15 protein-coding genes and 1 tRNA gene are annotated in these 16,149 nt (G+C 70.1%); 11 read left to right on the plus strand and 5 right to left on the minus strand.

Translation table 11 applies throughout. The features are described from left to right. The 6 genes from idi to EDF51_RS14510 all read left to right on the plus strand — a co-directional run bounded on the left by idi (window position 1) and on the right by EDF51_RS14510 (window position 7,487). Entirely contained in the window at window positions 1-543 is a 543-nt protein-coding gene (gene idi, locus EDF51_RS14485) for an isopentenyl-diphosphate Delta-isomerase (protein WP_111085474.1), read from the plus strand. 337 nt (window positions 544-880) lie between these two features. Beyond that, complete coding sequence (locus tag EDF51_RS14490) at window positions 881-1,945, plus strand: magnesium and cobalt transport protein CorA (protein ID WP_132099441.1); 1,065 nt, start codon at window positions 881-883, stop codon at window positions 1,943-1,945. A gap of 172 nt (window positions 1,946-2,117) precedes the next feature. Then, window positions 2,118-3,137 (plus strand): LacI family DNA-binding transcriptional regulator, encoded by a 1,020-nt coding sequence (locus EDF51_RS14495; RefSeq protein ID WP_134195433.1) that lies wholly within the window; start codon window positions 2,118-2,120, stop codon window positions 3,135-3,137. Between the two features lie 367 nt (window positions 3,138-3,504). Continuing rightward, window positions 3,505-5,028 carry a multiple monosaccharide ABC transporter ATP-binding protein gene (mmsA, locus tag EDF51_RS14500; RefSeq protein ID WP_185002736.1) on the plus strand — a complete coding sequence of 508 codons (1,524 nt, stop codon included), beginning with the start codon at window positions 3,505-3,507 and terminating at the stop codon, window positions 5,026-5,028. After that, a complete protein-coding gene (locus tag EDF51_RS14505) occupies window positions 5,025-6,317 on the plus strand; it encodes a sugar ABC transporter permease (RefSeq protein ID WP_131844746.1) in 1,293 nt (430 codons plus the stop codon). Before mmsA ends, EDF51_RS14505 begins: the two co-directional genes overlap by 4 nt. Before the next feature lie 63 nt (window positions 6,318-6,380). Further along, entirely contained in the window at window positions 6,381-7,487 is a 1,107-nt protein-coding gene (locus EDF51_RS14510) for a sugar-binding protein (RefSeq protein WP_134195435.1), read from the plus strand. A 163-nt stretch (window positions 7,488-7,650) separates the two neighbouring features. Here EDF51_RS14510 and EDF51_RS14515 read toward each other — a convergent pair whose 3' ends face one another. The 3 genes from EDF51_RS14515 to dcd form a co-directional block, all read right to left on the minus strand. Continuing rightward, window positions 7,651-7,998, minus strand: coding sequence for a HepT-like ribonuclease domain-containing protein (locus tag EDF51_RS14515; protein ID WP_131844748.1), 348 nt, complete (start codon window positions 7,996-7,998; stop codon window positions 7,651-7,653). Beyond that, complete coding sequence (locus tag EDF51_RS14520; protein ID WP_165901272.1) at window positions 7,995-8,510, minus strand: helix-turn-helix domain-containing protein; 516 nt, start codon at window positions 8,508-8,510, stop codon at window positions 7,995-7,997. The genes EDF51_RS14515 and EDF51_RS14520 overlap by 4 nt, the downstream gene beginning before the upstream one ends. A gap of 121 nt (window positions 8,511-8,631) precedes the next feature. After that, window positions 8,632-9,219, minus strand: coding sequence for a dCTP deaminase (dcd, locus tag EDF51_RS14525; RefSeq protein ID WP_123339996.1), 588 nt, complete (start codon window positions 9,217-9,219; stop codon window positions 8,632-8,634). An 89-nt stretch (window positions 9,220-9,308) separates the two neighbouring features. On the opposite strand from dcd, the gene EDF51_RS14530 reads away from it, so the two are divergent. The 3 genes from EDF51_RS14530 (at window position 9,309) to EDF51_RS14540 (ending at window position 13,279) form a co-directional block, all read left to right on the plus strand. Beyond that, the gene (locus EDF51_RS14530) at window positions 9,309-10,403 is read left to right on the plus strand and encodes a GNAT family N-acetyltransferase (RefSeq protein ID WP_159570949.1); all 1,095 of its coding nucleotides are present in this window, start codon (window positions 9,309-9,311) and stop codon (window positions 10,401-10,403) included. Between the two features lie 9 nt (window positions 10,404-10,412). Further along, window positions 10,413-11,111 carry a DUF6882 domain-containing protein gene (locus EDF51_RS14535; protein WP_132099438.1) on the plus strand — a complete coding sequence of 233 codons (699 nt, stop codon included), beginning with the start codon at window positions 10,413-10,415 and terminating at the stop codon, window positions 11,109-11,111. 107 nt (window positions 11,112-11,218) lie between these two features. Next, the gene (locus EDF51_RS14540; RefSeq protein ID WP_134195441.1) at window positions 11,219-13,279 is read left to right on the plus strand and encodes a cytochrome c oxidase assembly protein; all 2,061 of its coding nucleotides are present in this window, start codon (window positions 11,219-11,221) and stop codon (window positions 13,277-13,279) included. A 30-nt stretch (window positions 13,280-13,309) separates the two neighbouring features. On the opposite strand, the gene EDF51_RS14545 is transcribed toward EDF51_RS14540, so the two are convergent. After that, window positions 13,310-13,657 (minus strand): hypothetical protein, encoded by a 348-nt coding sequence (locus EDF51_RS14545; protein WP_123293483.1) that lies wholly within the window; start codon window positions 13,655-13,657, stop codon window positions 13,310-13,312. Further along, the gene (locus tag EDF51_RS14550; protein ID WP_131844753.1) at window positions 13,647-14,795 is read right to left on the minus strand and encodes a DUF6177 family protein; all 1,149 of its coding nucleotides are present in this window, start codon (window positions 14,793-14,795) and stop codon (window positions 13,647-13,649) included. The genes EDF51_RS14545 and EDF51_RS14550 overlap by 11 nt, the downstream gene beginning before the upstream one ends. Window positions 14,796-14,993: 198 nt before the next feature. On the opposite strand from EDF51_RS14550, the gene EDF51_RS14555 reads away from it, so the two are divergent. Both EDF51_RS14555 and bla read left to right on the plus strand, forming a co-directional pair. Next, a tRNA-Gly gene (locus tag EDF51_RS14555) sits at window positions 14,994-15,064 on the plus strand. A gap of 68 nt (window positions 15,065-15,132) precedes the next feature. Further along, the gene (bla, locus tag EDF51_RS14560; protein WP_134195443.1) at window positions 15,133-16,080 is read left to right on the plus strand and encodes a class A beta-lactamase; all 948 of its coding nucleotides are present in this window, start codon (window positions 15,133-15,135) and stop codon (window positions 16,078-16,080) included. The last annotated feature ends 69 nt before the right edge of the window (window positions 16,081-16,149 follow it).

Here is a 16,149-nt window from a genome sequence, read left to right on the forward strand (position 1 = left end):
ATGAGCGCTTTCCCGGAAACCGTGGTCCTGCTGGCCGACGACCGTACCCCGATCGGCACAGCGGACAAGTTCACGGTGCACACAGACCACACGCCCCTCCACCTGGCCTTCTCGTGCCACGTCCGCAACACCGACGGGGACGTCCTGGTGACCCGTCGCGCCCTGTCGAAGAAGACGTGGCCCGGTGTCTGGACGAACACGTTCTGCGGGCACCCCGGCCCCGACGAGTCGTTCGAGGACGCCATCGCCCGCCGGGCATCGCGCGAACTCGGCATCACCGTGCGCGACGTCGAGCTCGTGCTGCCGGACTTCCGGTACCGCGCGGTCGACGCCTCGGGGATCGTCGAGAACGAGGTCTGCCCGGTGTTCCGCGCCGTCACCGACGACCTGCCCGCCCCCGCGGACGACGAGGTCGCCGAGTACGCCTGGGTCTCCGAGGACTCGCTGCGGGCCGCCGTCGCCGGTGCGCCGTTCGGCTGGAGCCCCTGGCTGGGCTGGCAGCTGACCGAGCTCGAGGCCGCGGGCCTGCACATCACCCGCTGACCCTGGCGGCCGCCTGGGCCGAGACTCGCGCTCCGCGACACTCCTCGTGCCGGCGAGCACGAGAACCGTCGCCCAGGCCGAGTCTCGGACGAGCGCTTGGCTCCCTCGTGCGTCCGGAGTAGGGTCGGACGTCGGCCACGGTTGTGGCCACGAGGCTGCGCACCGCGGCCGCACGACCAGGAGAAGGGCAGGTGAGGCGCGATGTCGGGTGACCATCCTCGCGCGGGCCGGCAGCCCCTCCCCCTCGCCGCCGCGCCCGTGTCCTAGATCTCCTCCGCCCGCTGCGGCCCGCCCGCGGCATCGCGCCTGCCTGCTCCCGACCACGAGGAGCACGCGCATGGCAATGATCGACAACGCGATCTACGTCGAAGGACGTCGCATCGATTCTCCGTCGACCCTGTCGCTCGGCGCACGCCACGAGGTCGCACGGTGCGACCTGGCGTGGATCGGACTCCTCCGCCCGGACCCGAAGGAACTCGACGCCGTCGCGACCGAGTTCGACCTGCACGAGAACGCGGTGGAGGACGCCCGCAAGGGGCACCAGCGCGCGAAGCTCGAGCGGTACGGCGACACGCTCTTCCTGGTGCTCCGTCCGGCCTGGTTCGACCGCGCCGCGGGCACGGTCGAGTTCGGCGAGGTGCACCTGTTCGTCGGCGACCGGTTCGTGGTGAGCGTCCGGCACGCCGAGCGCCCCGACCTCGCGGCACTCCGCGCCCAGGTCGAGGCCGACCCCGAGTTCCTGGCGCTGGGCTCCGAGGCCGTGACCGCCGCGGTGCTCGACGAGGTCGTGGACGGCTACGCCCCGGTGGTCGAGGTGCTGCAGGACGGCATCGACGCCATCGAGGACCAACTCTTCGCTGGGCAGGTCGACCCCGGTGTCTCGAAGCGCATCTACCAGCTGCTCAGCGAGGTGCTGTCCTTCCAGCGCGCCACGAAGCCGGTGCCCGCGATGGTGAAGGGTCTGCTCCGCGGGGCCGACAAGTACGGCGTCGACGACGAGGTGCAGCACCGACTGCGCAACGTGCTCGACCACGCCCTGCGCGTGACGGAGCGGGTGGACTCGTTCCGGTCCCTGCTCGAGAACGCCCTGACACTGCACGCGACCCTGGTGTCGCAGGAGCAGAACGAGGCGATGCGGCGGATGACCAGCGCGAGCCTGGCGCAGGGCGAGGAGAGCCGGCAGCTCGCCCGCGCCGCGCACCGTCAGGGCGAGGAGGTCAAGAAGATCTCGTCGTGGGCGGCGATCCTGTTCGCCCCCGGGCTGATCGCCGGTGTCTACGGGATGAACTTCGACCACATGCCCGAGCTGCACTGGCGGTACGGCTACCCGGTCGCGATCCTCGGCATGCTCGCCCTGATGGGCGTGCTCTGGGCGATCTTCCGCAAGCGCAACTGGCTCTGACGCGCCGCGAGGGCGCAGCGAGGGCGCAGCGAGGCTGCGGCCCGGCACGCCGCCGGGCCGCAGCCTCGAGGACGTTCAGGTGGCGTCGATCCGCCGGACGTGCATAATGATCTGGCCCGGAATGTGAACGTGCACATCGACGTGCCACGGCCCCGGGCGGAAACGAGCAGCAATGGCGTCATCGCGGGCACAGCAACCGCGTTCGCCCAGCATCCGTGACGTCGCACGGATCGCGGGCGTCTCCCACCAGACCGTCTCGCGGGTGCTGAACAACTCCGACGCCATCCGCGACGCCACACGCGACAAGGTGCTGGCGGCGATGGAGCAGCTGCAGTACCGGCCGAACCGTGCGGCGCGGGCCCTCGTCACGAGCCGCACCCACACGATCGGCGTCCTGACGGCCCGGCGCGCCCACTACGGCCCGGCGGTCGCACTGCAGGCGATCGAGGACGCGGCGATGCTGCGCGGGTACTCGGTGACGACGGCGAACATCGCCGAGGCGACCGACACCGCCGTGCGCGAGGGGCTCGGGCACCTGCTCGACCTGGACGTCGAGGGCATCGTCGTCATCGCACCCCAGCAGCGGGTGTTCGACCTGATCGAGGAACTCGGCATCCGCACGCCGTACGTGACGATGCGGGCCAGTGTCGGCGAGGACCCGACGGCCCTGTGGGTCGACCAGATGGAGGGCGCGCGGCTCGCCACCGAGCACCTGCTCGACCTGGGCCACGAGTACATCCGGCACATCGCCGGCCCGCAGGACTGGATCGAGGCGGACGCCCGCATGCAGGGCTTCCTGCGCGCCATGTCGGACCGCGACATGTCCGTCGTCCCGCCGATCCTGGGCGACTGGACGGCGGACTTCGGCTACCACGCCGGCCGCGAACTCCTGCGGTGGCGGGACTGCACGGCGGTGTTCTGCTCGAACGACCAGATGGCCCTGGGCGTCATGCACGCAGCGCGCTCCTACGGGCTCGACGTGCCGGGCGACCTGTCGGTGGTCGGCTACGACGACATCCCCGAGGCGAAGCACTTCTGGCCACCGCTCACCACGGTGCAGGTCGACTTCGCCGAGCTCGGCCGCCGCTGCGTCGACCTGCTCCTGCCCGGCGAGGACGAGCTGCTCCGCCCGATCGACATCGTCCCGCAACTCGTCGTGCGCGCGTCCACGGGAGCCCCGCGCGGCCGGTGACGCGCCCACGGTCGATCCGCAGGACGCGGGGCGGACCGGCACCGTGCCTCCCGTCCGGGGGACGTTCGTGCGGGATCACGCAGGCCGTTACGAAAACGCGACCAATCCGAATTGACAGCCGCACCGGGGCTGTGCGTAAATTACCTCCGTCCAGCCGATGTGACCGTTCACATGAGCGTCACACCAGCGGGGCACCGGACGCGACAACGAAGTCCACGCAGGCCACCTGCGCCCTTTCGCTGCCGCAGCAGAACCACCCGAACAACTGCCGCATCGCAGCGGCAGAAGGAGATGCACTGTGGCGTCAACCCCGATCGACACCGGCCTCGAGACCCGGTCGATCACCGCACCCGAGACCATCCTCGAGATGCGCTCGATCACCAAGGAGTTCCCTGGTGTCAAGGCGCTCTCCGAGGTCTCCCTCAACGTCCGCGCCGGTGAGATCCACGCGATCTGCGGTGAGAACGGCGCCGGCAAGTCGACCCTGATGAAGGTCCTGTCGGGCGTCTACCCCTACGGCACCTACGACGGCGAGATCGTCTTCGAGGGCGAAGAGGTCCGCTTCGCGAACATCAAGCAGTCGGAACAGGCCGGCATCGTGATCATCCACCAGGAGCTCGCGCTGATCCCGGAGCTCTCGATCACCGAGAACCTGTTCCTCGGAAACGAGCCGGGACGCTTCGGGCGCATCGACTGGACCGCCGCGCAGCTCCGCGCCCAGGACCTGCTCGCCCGCGTCGGCCTGGCCGACGACCCGGACACGCAGATCAAGAACATCGGTGTCGGCAAGCAGCAGCTGGTCGAGATCGCGAAGGCCCTGCACAAGGACGTCAAGCTCCTCATCCTCGACGAGCCGACCGCGGCCCTGAACGAGAACGACTCGCAGCACCTGCTCGACCTGATCGTCGGGCTGAAGGCCAAGGGGATCTCGAGCATCATCATCAGCCACAAGCTCAACGAGATCGAGCAGATCGCCGACGAGATCACGATCATCCGTGACGGCAAGACCATCGAGACGCTGAACGTCAAGGGCGACGGCGTCAACGAGGACCGCATCATCCGCGGCATGGTCGGCCGTTCGCTCGAGAGCCGGTTCCCGGACCGCACCCCGAAGATCGGCGAGACCTTCTTCGAGGTCCGAGACTGGACCGTGCAGCACCCACTCGACGCGTCGCGTCTGGTCTGCAAGGGCTCGAACTTCCACGTGAAGCGCGGCGAGATCGTCGGGTTCGCGGGCCTGATGGGTGCCGGTCGTACCGAACTCGCGATGAGCCTGTTCGGTCGTTCCTACGGCACCTGGCTCGGCGGCGAGATCATCAAGGACGGCCACGAGATCAAGGTCACCAACGTCCAGCAGGCGATCCAGCACGGCATCGGCTACGTCTCCGAGGACCGCAAGGCCCTCGGCCTCAACCTGCTCGACACGGTGAAGCGGTCCACGGTCTCCGCCGACCTGCAGAAGATCTCGAAGGCCGGTGTCGTCGACTCGCTCGAGGAGTACTCGGTCGCCGAGAAGTACCGCAAGATGCTCCGCACCAAGGTGCCGAGCGTCGAGGAGAACGTCGGCAAGCTGTCCGGCGGCAACCAGCAGAAGGTCGTCCTGTCCAAGTGGATGTTCACCGACCCGGACATCCTCATCCTCGACGAACCGACCCGCGGCATCGACGTGGGCGCCAAGTTCGAGATCTACGGGATCATCCAGCAGCTCGCGGCCGAGGGGAAGGGCATCATCCTCATCTCGTCCGAGCTGCCGGAACTCCTCGGTCTCTCCGACCGGATCTACACCATCTTCGAGGGCCAGATCACCGCTGACCTCCCGGCCGACCAGGCCGATCCCGAATCGCTCATGCGCAGCATGACCTCCGCGCGGAAGGGCGCCACCGCCTCATGAACAACCTGAAACTGCTCTTCGGCAAGGGCAACAGCATCGGCCAGTACGGCATGATCATCGCGCTCATCGTGCTGCTCGCGTACTTCGCGATCACCACCCAGGGGCTGATCCTCGAGCCCACGAACGTGATCAACCTGTTCCTGCAGTACTCCTACATCCTCATCCTGGCGCTCGGGATGGTCATGGTGATCATCGCCGGCCACATCGACCTGTCGGTCGGCTCGGTCGCGGCAGTCGTCGGCATCATCGTGGCCCAGTCGATCGCGGTGTGGAACTTCCCGGTCTGGGCCGCGATCCTGCTCGGCCTGGCCGTCGGCGCCGTGATCGGTGCCTGGCAGGGGTTCTGGGTGGCCTTCGTCCGCGTCCCGGCGTTCATCGTGACGCTGGCCGGGCAGCTCATCTTCCGTGGCGTCAACCAGATCATCGGCAACTCGACGTCGGTCCCCGTGCCGGACAGCTTCACCCCGATCGGCGCCGGCTTCCTCGGTGACTTCGGGCCCGACTTCGGCTACAGCAACGGCACGCTCCTGCTCGGCCTCGCCACCATCGCCGCACTCATCATCATCGAGGCGCGCGGACGCGCACGGCGCCGCAAGATGCAGGCCGAGGTCCCGCCGCTGTGGGTCTCCGTCGTGCGCACCGGCATCCTGGTCGCCGTCACGCTCGTCGCCACGTACCTGTTCGGCGCCGGCCCGGTCGGTACCTCGGTCCCGATCGTCGCGATCATCCTCGGTGTCCTGACGATCGTCTACGGCTTCGTCACGAAGAACACGATCTTCGGTCGCCAGGTCTACGCCGTCGGTGGCAACTCCAGCGCCGCCGTCCTGTCCGGTGTCTCCGCGAAGAAGGTCAACTTCTTCGTCATGATGAACATGTCCGTCCTCGCCGCCGTCGCCGGCATGGTGTTCGTCGCCTACTCCGGTGCGTCCGGACCCGCGGACGGCACCGGCTGGGAGCTGGACGCGATCGCCGCCGTGTTCGTCGGTGGCGCCGCCGTGGCCGGTGGTGTCGGCACGATCTCCGGTTCCATCATCGGTGGTCTCGTGATGGCGCTGCTGTCGAACGGCCTGCAGCTGATGGGCCTCGAGTCCAACAAGGTGCAGATCATCCGCGGTCTGGTCCTGCTCGTCGCCGTCGCCTTCGACGTCTACTCGAAGTCGCAGGGACGTCCGTCACTCATCGGCGGCATGATGCGGCAGTTCCAGCGGAAGGACACCGAGCAGAACACGGTGGCCGCCCAGCAGCCGCGGTCCATCGAGGACCAGCCGGACAAGATCACCCTCCCCTAGCTCACACCTCCCCACAGCGGGGCCTCAGGCCCCACCCCTCCTCAACGAAGAGAAAGCAATCACATGCGCAAGAAGATCGTCGCCGGCCTCAGCCTGGCGCTCATCGCGGGCCTCGCCCTCAGCGGCTGCTCGTCGCGCGGCTCGTCCGACGACGCCGGCAGCGGCAGCTCCACCACCATCAAGAAGGGCGACCTGATCGGTGTCGCCCTGCCCGCCAAGACCTCGCAGAACTGGGTCCTCGCTGGTGCAGCGTTCAAGAAGTCGATCGAGGACGCCGGCTTCAAGGCCGACATCCAGTACGCCAACGCCGGCAACCCCGTCCCGGACCAGCAGTCGCAGATCTCGGGCATGATCACCAAGGGTGCGAAGGCCGTCATCATCGGTGCGGCCGACGGCTCGCAGCTGACCGCGCAGGTCAAGTCGGCGAAGTCCTCGGGCGCCGTCGTCATCGCCTGGGACCGCAACATCCTGAACACGACGAACGTCGACTACTACGTCGCGTTCAACAACTTCAAGGTCGGTCAGCTGCAGGCCCAGGCGCTGCTCAAGGGCCTGAAGGAGAAGAAGGGCGACGGACCGTACAACGTCGAGCTCTTCGCCGGTTCGGCGGACGACGCGAACGCGACCGTCTTCTTCGACGGTGCGATGGACGTCCTGCAGCCGAAGATCGACGACGGCACGATCAAGATCGTCTCGGGCCAGACCACCTTCCAGAAGGTGCAGACGAAGGGCTGGCTCGCGCAGAACGCCCAGTCCCGCATGACCGACCTGCTCTCGCAGTACTACTCGGGCAGCACGAAGCTCGACGGCGTCCTGTCGCCCAACGACACCCTCGCCCGTGCCATCCTCACCGCGACCAAGGCCGCCGGCAAGGAGAACCCGGTCGTGACCGGGCAGGACTCGGAGACCGCTTCCATCCCGCTCATCATGCAGGGCACGCAGTACTCGACGATCTACAAGAACACCACGGAGGAGGCCCAGGCGGCCATCGACCTGGTGTCCGACCTCGCCGACGGCAAGACCCCGAAGACGACGAAGGACAAGAACAACGACAACGGCAAGAAGATCGTGCCGGCCGTCGAGCTGACGCCGATCCTGGTCACGAAGGACAACGCGGTCGAGGCCTACAAGGGCAACGACACCCTCGAGGAGCTCGCCAAGAAGGGCTGATCTCCCCCGCTCACACGGACGGCCCCGTCTCGCTTCGGCGAGACGGGGCCGTCCTGCGTCGTCGTGGGGCCGGCCACGGTCGGACGGGAGGCCCGGGGCACGTCGTGATCCGTGCCTCCCGTCCGCCGTGCACGCACGTCCGGTGCCCGCGCGACCCGCCGGGTCAGGGCCGGGTCGCGCGCAACCGCCGCGCCGCGTCGGCCAGGTGCGGTACGTCGGTGCGGGCCGTGCCGAACACCACCGCGCGGGTGGTGTCGAAGTAGCGCCGGGTCAGCCGGTCGCCGAGGTCGGACACCCGCGACCACGGGATGTCCGGCTCGCTCGCGGTGACGGTGCTCGGCAGGACACGGACCGCCTCGCCGATCTCGACCAGCCGCATCCGGACGGCGTCGTGCACCAGGTCCTCGGGCAGCCGCTCGTCGCCGACGTACCGGCCGATGGCCTCGCACGCGCCGATGACGTCGTCGAGTCGGTCGCCGACCAGCCGGGGCGTCACCGGTTCCTGGCTCACAGCGGCACCGCGCGTCGGACGACCTCGGGACTCATGCCGGCGGCGTCCACGACGTCGACGCGCACGCCGAGCAGTCGCTCGGCGCCGTCCTGGATGCGCATGAGCGCGAAGATGCCGAGCCCGGCGTCGACGTCGATCATCAGGTCGACGTCGCTGCCCGGGCCGTCGTCCCCACGGGCGACGCTGCCGAACAACCGTGGGTTGCGGCCGCCGAACCGCTCCACGACGGCGACGAGGTCGTGCCGTGCTGCGGCGACGCGTTCGCGCAGGGGCGGTGGGTCCTCGACCGGGAGCAGGTCGATCGACGTGGTGAAGCCCGCGGCCCGGAGCATGCGCTGGAGTGCGGCGAGCGAGGGTTCGCGTCGGCCGTTCTCGTACGTGCTGATGACGCTCTGCGTGACGCCGGCGCGGCGGGCGAGCTGCACCTGCGTCAGTTCGGCGCGGTCACGGGCGTCACGGATGAGCGCGGCCGCCGACACCGTCGGCATCGGACGTGGAGGGACTGCGGACATGCTGCAACGATACACAGCATGCGACATTTCGTCCGCTGGATGACGCGCGGTGTCGACCCGGAACGACGTCATCGATGTCGCACGACGTCGAGGACGTCGCTCCGGGTCGGACGGACCGCGGTCAGGGGCGCGCTGAGACGTCCGCGCGGTGGAAGTTCTGCGCCGAGCGGGACGGGGTCGGCCCGCGCTGGCCCTGGTACCGCGACTGGTACTCGGCCGAGCCGTACGGCTTCTCGGCAGGGCTGGACAGCTGGAAGAAGCACAGCTGCCCGATCTTCATGCCGGGCCAGAGCTTGATCGGCAGCGTCGCGACGTTCGACAGCTCGAGCGTCACGTGGCCGGAGAACCCGGGGTCGATGAAGCCCGCGGTCGAGTGGGTCAGGAGCCCGAGGCGTCCGAGCGAGCTCTTGCCCTCGAGCCGCGCGGCGATGTCGTCGGGCAACGTGACGACCTCGTAGGTCGAGCCGAGCACGAACTCGCCGGGGTGCAGCACGAAGGCCTCGTCCGGGTCGGTCTCGACCAGCCGGGTCAGGTCGGGCTGGTCGACCGCCGGGTCGATGTGCGGGTACTTGTGGTTGTCGAACAGCCGGAAGAACTTGTCGAGTCGGACGTCGATGCTCGACGGCTGGACGAGCGAGGCGTCGTGGGGGTCGAGACCGATCCGGCCCTCGGCGAGCTGGGCGGTGATGTCGCGATCGGAGAGCAGCACGCCGTGCAGCCTAGCGGCAGCGGACCCTCGCCGATATGCTGCGAGGCTGTCCGGAGCCGGGCGGCGTCGCACCGCCGGGAGGAACCGACATGACCGCGTACACCGTCCACGAACTCGTGGTCCCCGCCACGATGGACGACGACCCGGGGACCGTGCGGGCGTTCCGCGAGTGGGTCGACGTGCAGAACCGCGCCGAGGTGTCGATCACCGGACTGCCGGAACTGCTCTGGACGCCCGAGGAACAACTGCCGTACCTGATCGACCCCGACGCGCCCAGCCGACTGTTCCTGGTCCGTGACGACGAGGGGGCCGCGGTGGGGGCCGGCTCGTACGAATCGAAGGCGGTCGCGGACGCCCCGAACTGCTGGATGGCGGTCAGCGTGGCGCCCGAGCACCGGCGCCGTGGCATCGGCACGCTCCTGGCCGAGCACGTCGAAGCGGTCGCGAGGCAGCAGGGCCGCACGCAGTGGAAGACGTACGCCGTGTCACGGCAGGTCGGCCCCGCAGCGGGCCCCGGGTACCTCCGTGCACCGACCGGGTTCGGCGTCGTGCCCGAGGACGAACCCGGAGCCCGGTTCCTGACGAGCCGGGGGTGGCGGTTCGGGCAGGTGAACCGGATCAGCCGTCTGGAGCTCCCGGCCGACCCCGATGCGCTCTCCGGCGTCCGCGCGGCGGCGACGCGGGCGGCGGCCGACCGGTACCGCGTGCACACCTGGGCCGGACCGACTCCGTCCCGGTGGCAGACGGACGTCGCACTCCTCCTGAGCCGGATGAGCACCGATGCCCCGGCCGGCGACATGGCCGAGCCCGAGGACGCCTGGACGATCGACCGGCTCCGGACGCACGAGCAGCACCTCGACGACGGCCCGCGCACCATGCGCACCGTCGCCGTGGAGGACGTGTCGTCCGGCGGACTCGTCGGCTTCACCCAGCTCGCCGTCCCTGGGCCCGTGGCCCAGCCCGTGATGCAGGGCGACACCCTCGTGCTGCGCGAGCACCGGGGGCACCGGCTCGGGTGGCTGCTCAAGGTCGTCGGGATCGAGACGATCGAGCGCGACCACCCGGGGCACCCCTCGATCATCACGTTCAACGCCGAGGAGAACCGCCCGATGCTCGACGTGAACGAGGCCGTCGGGTTCGTGGGCGTCGGCAGCGAGGGGATCTGGGAACACCGCCCGGCGTAGGGTTCCCCCATGACGCGCTCACGGGGGATGGACGATCTGGTCAGCGACGGGGTCTTCCTGGCCTGGGAAGCGCAGCTGCAGCTCGCCGACCTGTACGACGACCACGAACGCTGGAACGTCGACCTCGCCGCCGGCACCCTGCAGTTCGTCGGGCCGCACCCGGGCGAGTTCCGGATCCAGCTGCTGGGATCGGCCGCACCGGGGCCGCGCAGCTGGCTCTGGGGCTGGGCGAACCCGTCGCAGTACCCCGCGTCGGTGCTCGCGGCCGCGAACGCCACCCGCGCGCTGGGCGAACGGCTCGGCATCCCGGAACTCGTGCAGGGCGAGGTCCCGTTCGGCGAGCACCGGCAGGCCGACGCCGCCGACGCCGGGTACGAGTTCGCGTGGGACATGTCGATCGCGGCACGGCTGGCGACCGGTTCGTGGTTCGGCTTCGGCGGGCACGTCGGTGGAGGTTCCCGACTCTGGGTGCTGTTCGAGGGCCTGCTGTTCGCGCCACCGACGGTCCCCCGGATGGTCCGGGTCTTCGGTGAGGGCCTGCAGACGACCGAGGTGCACGACCACCGCCGCGCTGTGGGGAGCTGGGCGTCGCTCCGCGGTGTCCCCTGGGACGGGCGCACGCTGACGTTGGCGGACGGGACCATCACGGTCGACTTCGACGAGCTGGGCCGGATCCGCGACCTGCAGGGGTCGTCGGCGCGAGCCTGAGGCGGGCCGCAGCGCGCGCTGCGGACTGACACCGCGCCTCCAGACCGACCCGCCTACCATGGAGGGTCCGCGGTCTCGCGGACGCACGCGTCCCTGGAACAAGGTTGATGACCGTCACGTCCCCCGCAACCCAGCCCGGAGGCCCGGCGCCGGAATCCGCGCCCGTCACCGCGCGCACGTCCACCGTCGCGACCGTGCTGGTCGTCGCCATCCCGCTCGCGGTCGCGTGCTCGATCCTCGGCCTGACGATCACCGGGGCGTTCACCGCGAACCAGCAGCTGGTGTCCGCCGGCGACGTGGTCGAGTACGGCCTGCCGATCGCCCGCGTGGTGCACGACACCATGGCGGCGCTGACCGTCGGCCTGCTCATCGTCGCCGCGTTCGCGCTGCCGGCACAGAAGAAGGACCACCGGGCACTGTCGAGCGTGCAGCACCGCGCCACGCGCTGGGCGGCGGCGACCGGATCGATCTGGTTCCTCGCCGCGGCCGTCACCGTCGTGCTGACCGGCGCCAACACCCTCGGCGTCCCGCTCACCAGTCCGGTGTTCGCCCGCAACTTCATGCTGTTCGCGTTCCAGGTCGAGATCGGTCAGGCGCTCGTGGTCTCCGCGGCGGCGATCCTCATCGCGACCGTGCTCGCCGCGTTCGCCACCCGGGTCACGACGCTCGCCGTCGCCACCGTGTTCGGCCTCTTCGCCCTGCTCCCCCTGGCACTGTCCGGCCACGCCGCCGGCTCGCTCGAGCACGCCAACGCCGTGAACTCCCTCGCGATCCACCTGATCGGGGTGTGCGTCTGGGCCGGCGGGCTCGTCGCCGTGGTGCTGCTGCGCACCCGCACGAAGGGCGCGACCGGTCGGGTGGTCTCCCGGTACTCGACGCTGGCCGGGTGGTCGTTCGGCGCCGTCGCGTTCTCCGGCATCGTCAACGCCTCGCTGCGGCTGACCGGTCCGCTCGACCTCGTCACCACCCCGTACGGCGCACTCATCACGGTCAAGGCCGTCATCCTGGTGCTGCTCGGGATCGCCGGCGTCGTGCAGCGCCGCAAGCTGGTGCCCGGGCTGCTCCGCGCGCCGCTCGACCGCCGTCGGTTCACCCGGTTCGCGCTCGCCGAGATCGTGTTCATGGCCGTCGCGATCGGCGTCTCGGTGGCCGTGTCCCGCTCGCAGCCGCCGATCCCGCAGACACCCGAGACCGGTGAGGACACCCGCTCCGGCCTGATCGGGTTCCCGTTCCCGCCGGCCCAGACGATGCACACGTACCTGACGCAGTGGCACATCGACTGGGTGTGGCTCGGGCTCGCCGTCGTCGGTGCCGTCTGGTACCTGCTCGCCGTGCGGAAGCTCCGGAAGCGCGGCGACAAGTGGCCCGTCGGGCGCACCATCGCCTGGGTCATCGGCTGCGCCCTGTTCATCTGGACCACGTCGGCCGGACCGGCCGTGTACGGCATGATCCACTTCTCGTCGCACATGGTCCAGCACATGCTGCTCATGATGTTCGTGCCGCTGCCGCTCGTGCTCGGCGGGCCGGTGCTGCTCGCCATGCGCACCCTGCCGGTCCGCAACGACGGTTCCCGCGGGGCCCGCGAGTGGCTCATGCTCTTCGTGCACTCGCGGTACATGCAGTTCATGGGGAAGCCCGCCGTCGCGGGTGTGATCTTCGCCGGGTCGCTCGTGGTGTTCTACTTCACGCCGGCGTACCAGGCGGCGATGCAGTCGCACGAGTGGCACGTCGCGATGGTCGTCCACTTCGTGCTGAGCGGCTACCTGTTCTTCTGGGTGTTCGTCGGCGTCGACCCGGGGCCGAAGCGTCCGCCGTACCCGATCCTGATCATCGCGCTGCTCGCGACGCTGGCCTTCCACGCGTTCTTCGGCGTCGCCGTGATGACCTCGCAGTCGGTGTTCGCGATCGACTGGTTCCACGCACTCGGCCAGACGAACGACGCCGCCCTGCTCGACGACCAGCACACCGGCGGCGGGATCGCCTGGGGTGCCTCCGAGTTGCCGATGGTCTTCGTCGCGCTGCTCGTGGTGCGGAACTGGATCCGCACGGACAAGCGCGACGCGAAGCGGCTCGACCGCAAGGCCGAGCGCGACGGTGACGCCGACCTGAAGGCGTACAACGAACGCCTGGCGGCGATCAACGCGACCGACACCGCGCGCAGCGACTGACGCGCGCGTCCGGCGTCCGCGTCGGTTCCGTCAGTCGCCGTGGACGATGCAGACCGCGTCGAGGTCGAGGGCGGCCTCGAGCGCCGCCGAGATCCCGGACTCGCCGTCGGCCCCCGCCGGGGTGACGGTGTCGACCCACCACAGCGGCGTCGCGATCGTGGGAGCGTCCGGCAGGATCCGCTCGACCTCGTCGAACGAGTCCACCCGCCGCACCCCGAGCACGGTGATCACCGGGTGCGTGGCGTCGCGGCAGACCTGCAACATCGGGCCGTCATCGAGGGCTCGGACGCCCCAGGACTCGTCGTGCAGGAGCAGTGCTTCGGCGACCTCCCGCGGCTCGACCGGCTGGCGGCAGAGGATGGTGACGTCACGCGGCACCGTGACCGCCTGCCACCCGGGTGTCCCGCACGTGCCCGTCGAGCGTGCCCTCGTCGTGGGCCGGGTCGAGGGGCGCTCCGCCGACGAGCTGCAGGAAGCGGTCCTCGTCGATGCGGTCGAGGAAGGACTCGAGGGCTTCCCAGCCGTCCTCGAAGCGGACGATCATGCCGCCGTCGACGATGTCGCTGTCAGCGGCACCGGTGTCGCCTGCTCCGGACGGGCCGCCCGCCCCGGACCGGTCGCCTGCCCCGGACCGGGTGCCGAACGTCGCCGTCGTGGTGCGCGGTGGCGGCCAGACCCCGTCGCGGTCCAGGAACTCGGAGGCTTCGGGTCCGACGACGACGGCGAGCGGCGACGGCTCGCCGTGCGACACCGCGCGGATCAGGTGGTCGGCGTCCCCCCGGCGCTGCATCACCACACCGAAGACGGGCACGACCTGGTCCGCGACCTGCTGCACGGCGTCGAACAGGCGGTTCGCGAGCGCCGGGTCGGTGTTCTCCTCGGGCACGGTCAACACGGCGGACATCGTCTCGACGACGACGCCACCGACCAGGTGGGCGGTCATCGTCGCGGAGAAGCCCTCGCCGACGGCGTACGAGGTCGACACTCCGGGCGCCTCGTGCTTGGCGTACTGCGTGACGACCCATCGGTCCCACGGCACGGAGAGCGGTTCGGCGGTGCCCCAACGGGTGGGGCAGGTGCCGACGGTGTGGCACAGGGCCTCGATCGCGGACCCCATGTCCACGGCACGCTCGGCGTGGTGGCGGAGCGTCAGGTCGATGCTGATCTGGCGGACGGAGTCGGCTGCGACCGGGTGCTCGGGAGACGGTGTGCCGACGAGTTCGGGGCCGCGGTGCACGAAGTCCTCGATGCCCGAGGCTGCCGCACCCGTCCGGCCGTCGCGCAGCGTCCCGTCGAAGTCGGCGACGGCCCACGCGGCACCGTAGGCACCGAGCGCGTGCCGCAGGGCGGGGGTGATCGCGGATTCGCGCCCGGTCCGCAGCACGACCATGCGGCCGGCGTCCGCCGAACGACGGAGCAGTGAGGCGAGCGCGTCCGTCAGCCACACGACCGGCGAGGCGGACTCGACCACGATGGCGGGACCGACCACGTCGTCGATGAGGGGATGCCTGACCATCCGGTCCTCCTCGGGTTCTTCGGCGCTGGAACTCCCTGGACGGTACACACGAGGACGACACCTGTCCGTCAGGCTGGCGTGCTCACAGCGGAGACTCGGGAGGCACGACACACGCCCGACAGGAGGCGTACGGTGCGCGGTCGGCTGGCTTCCAGGCGAGAATCCGCTAGGCTTGCCGAGTCCCGTTCTGCGGGGTGCGCGAGTGTAGTTCAATGGTAGAACTCCAGCTTCCCAAGCTGGTAGCGCGGGTTCGATTCCCGTCACTCGCTCCGAACGAACGGCCGCCCGGTGGGCGGCCGTTCTGCATGTGTCCAGGGTGACCCGCAAGGCTGCTCGCATGCGTCGTTCTGCCTTGTTCGTGATCGGCGGTGTGATCACTGCGCTCGTCCTGACCGGCTGTGCGGACGGCGAGTCCCCGGCGACGTCCCGTTCCGCGGCACCGCCCCGGACGACGGCGAGTCCGACCCCGACGGCGAGCGCCGCTGCACCGCACCAGGAGCGCGTCCGCCGAGCACTCGCGGGCCTCGAACGCCAGTACGACGCGACGGTCGGCGTCGTCGCGACCGACACCGTCACGGGTGAGACGGTCGCGTACAACGGCGACCGACGCTTCGGCTACGCCTCGACCATCAAGGCGTTCGCCGCGGCACAGTTCCTGCGCTCGGTACCCGCGGACGCCCGGAACGAGGTCGTGCACTGGACGGCCGCGGACGTCGCCGCTGCCGGGTACTCCCCCGTGACGGAACAGCACGTGGCCGACGGGCTGTCGTACGAGCAGCTGGCCGAGGCAGCCGTCCGGATGAGCGACAACACGGCCCTGAACCTCGTGCTCACGCGCATCGGCGGTCCGAGCGGCCTGGACGCCGCGTTGACCGAGCTCGGCGACACCACCACCGAAGTGGTCCACGGCGAGCCGGACCTCAACACCATCGAGCCGGGCAGCACCGAGGACACCACGACCCCGGCGGCGTTCACCGCGGCCCTGACGACCGTGCTCGACGGCAGCACCCTGGACCGCGCCGACACCGCGCTGCTGGTCGACTGGATGGGCGGCAACGCGACCGGCGACGCGCTCATCCGGGCCGGCGCACCGGACGGCTGGGTCGTGGTCGACAAGTCCGGGGGCGCCGGGCCGATCCGGAACGACGTGGCGCGGGTGACCCCGCCCGGCGGTGACCCGATCGTGCTCTCGGTCCTGACCACGCGGAACGACCCCGACGCCGCCTACGACGACGCCCTGGTGGCCCGGTCGGCATCGGCGGTGCTCGACGCGTTCGACCGCTGATCGACCGCTGATCGACCGGGGCGGCGATCGCCGTTCTGCACCGCGTCACACGGCGTCATGAACGACACC

Origin of the sequence: Curtobacterium sp. PhB25, assembly GCF_004365375.1 — a bacterium.
In the GTDB taxonomy this organism is placed as follows: domain Bacteria; phylum Actinomycetota; class Actinomycetes; order Actinomycetales; family Microbacteriaceae; genus Curtobacterium.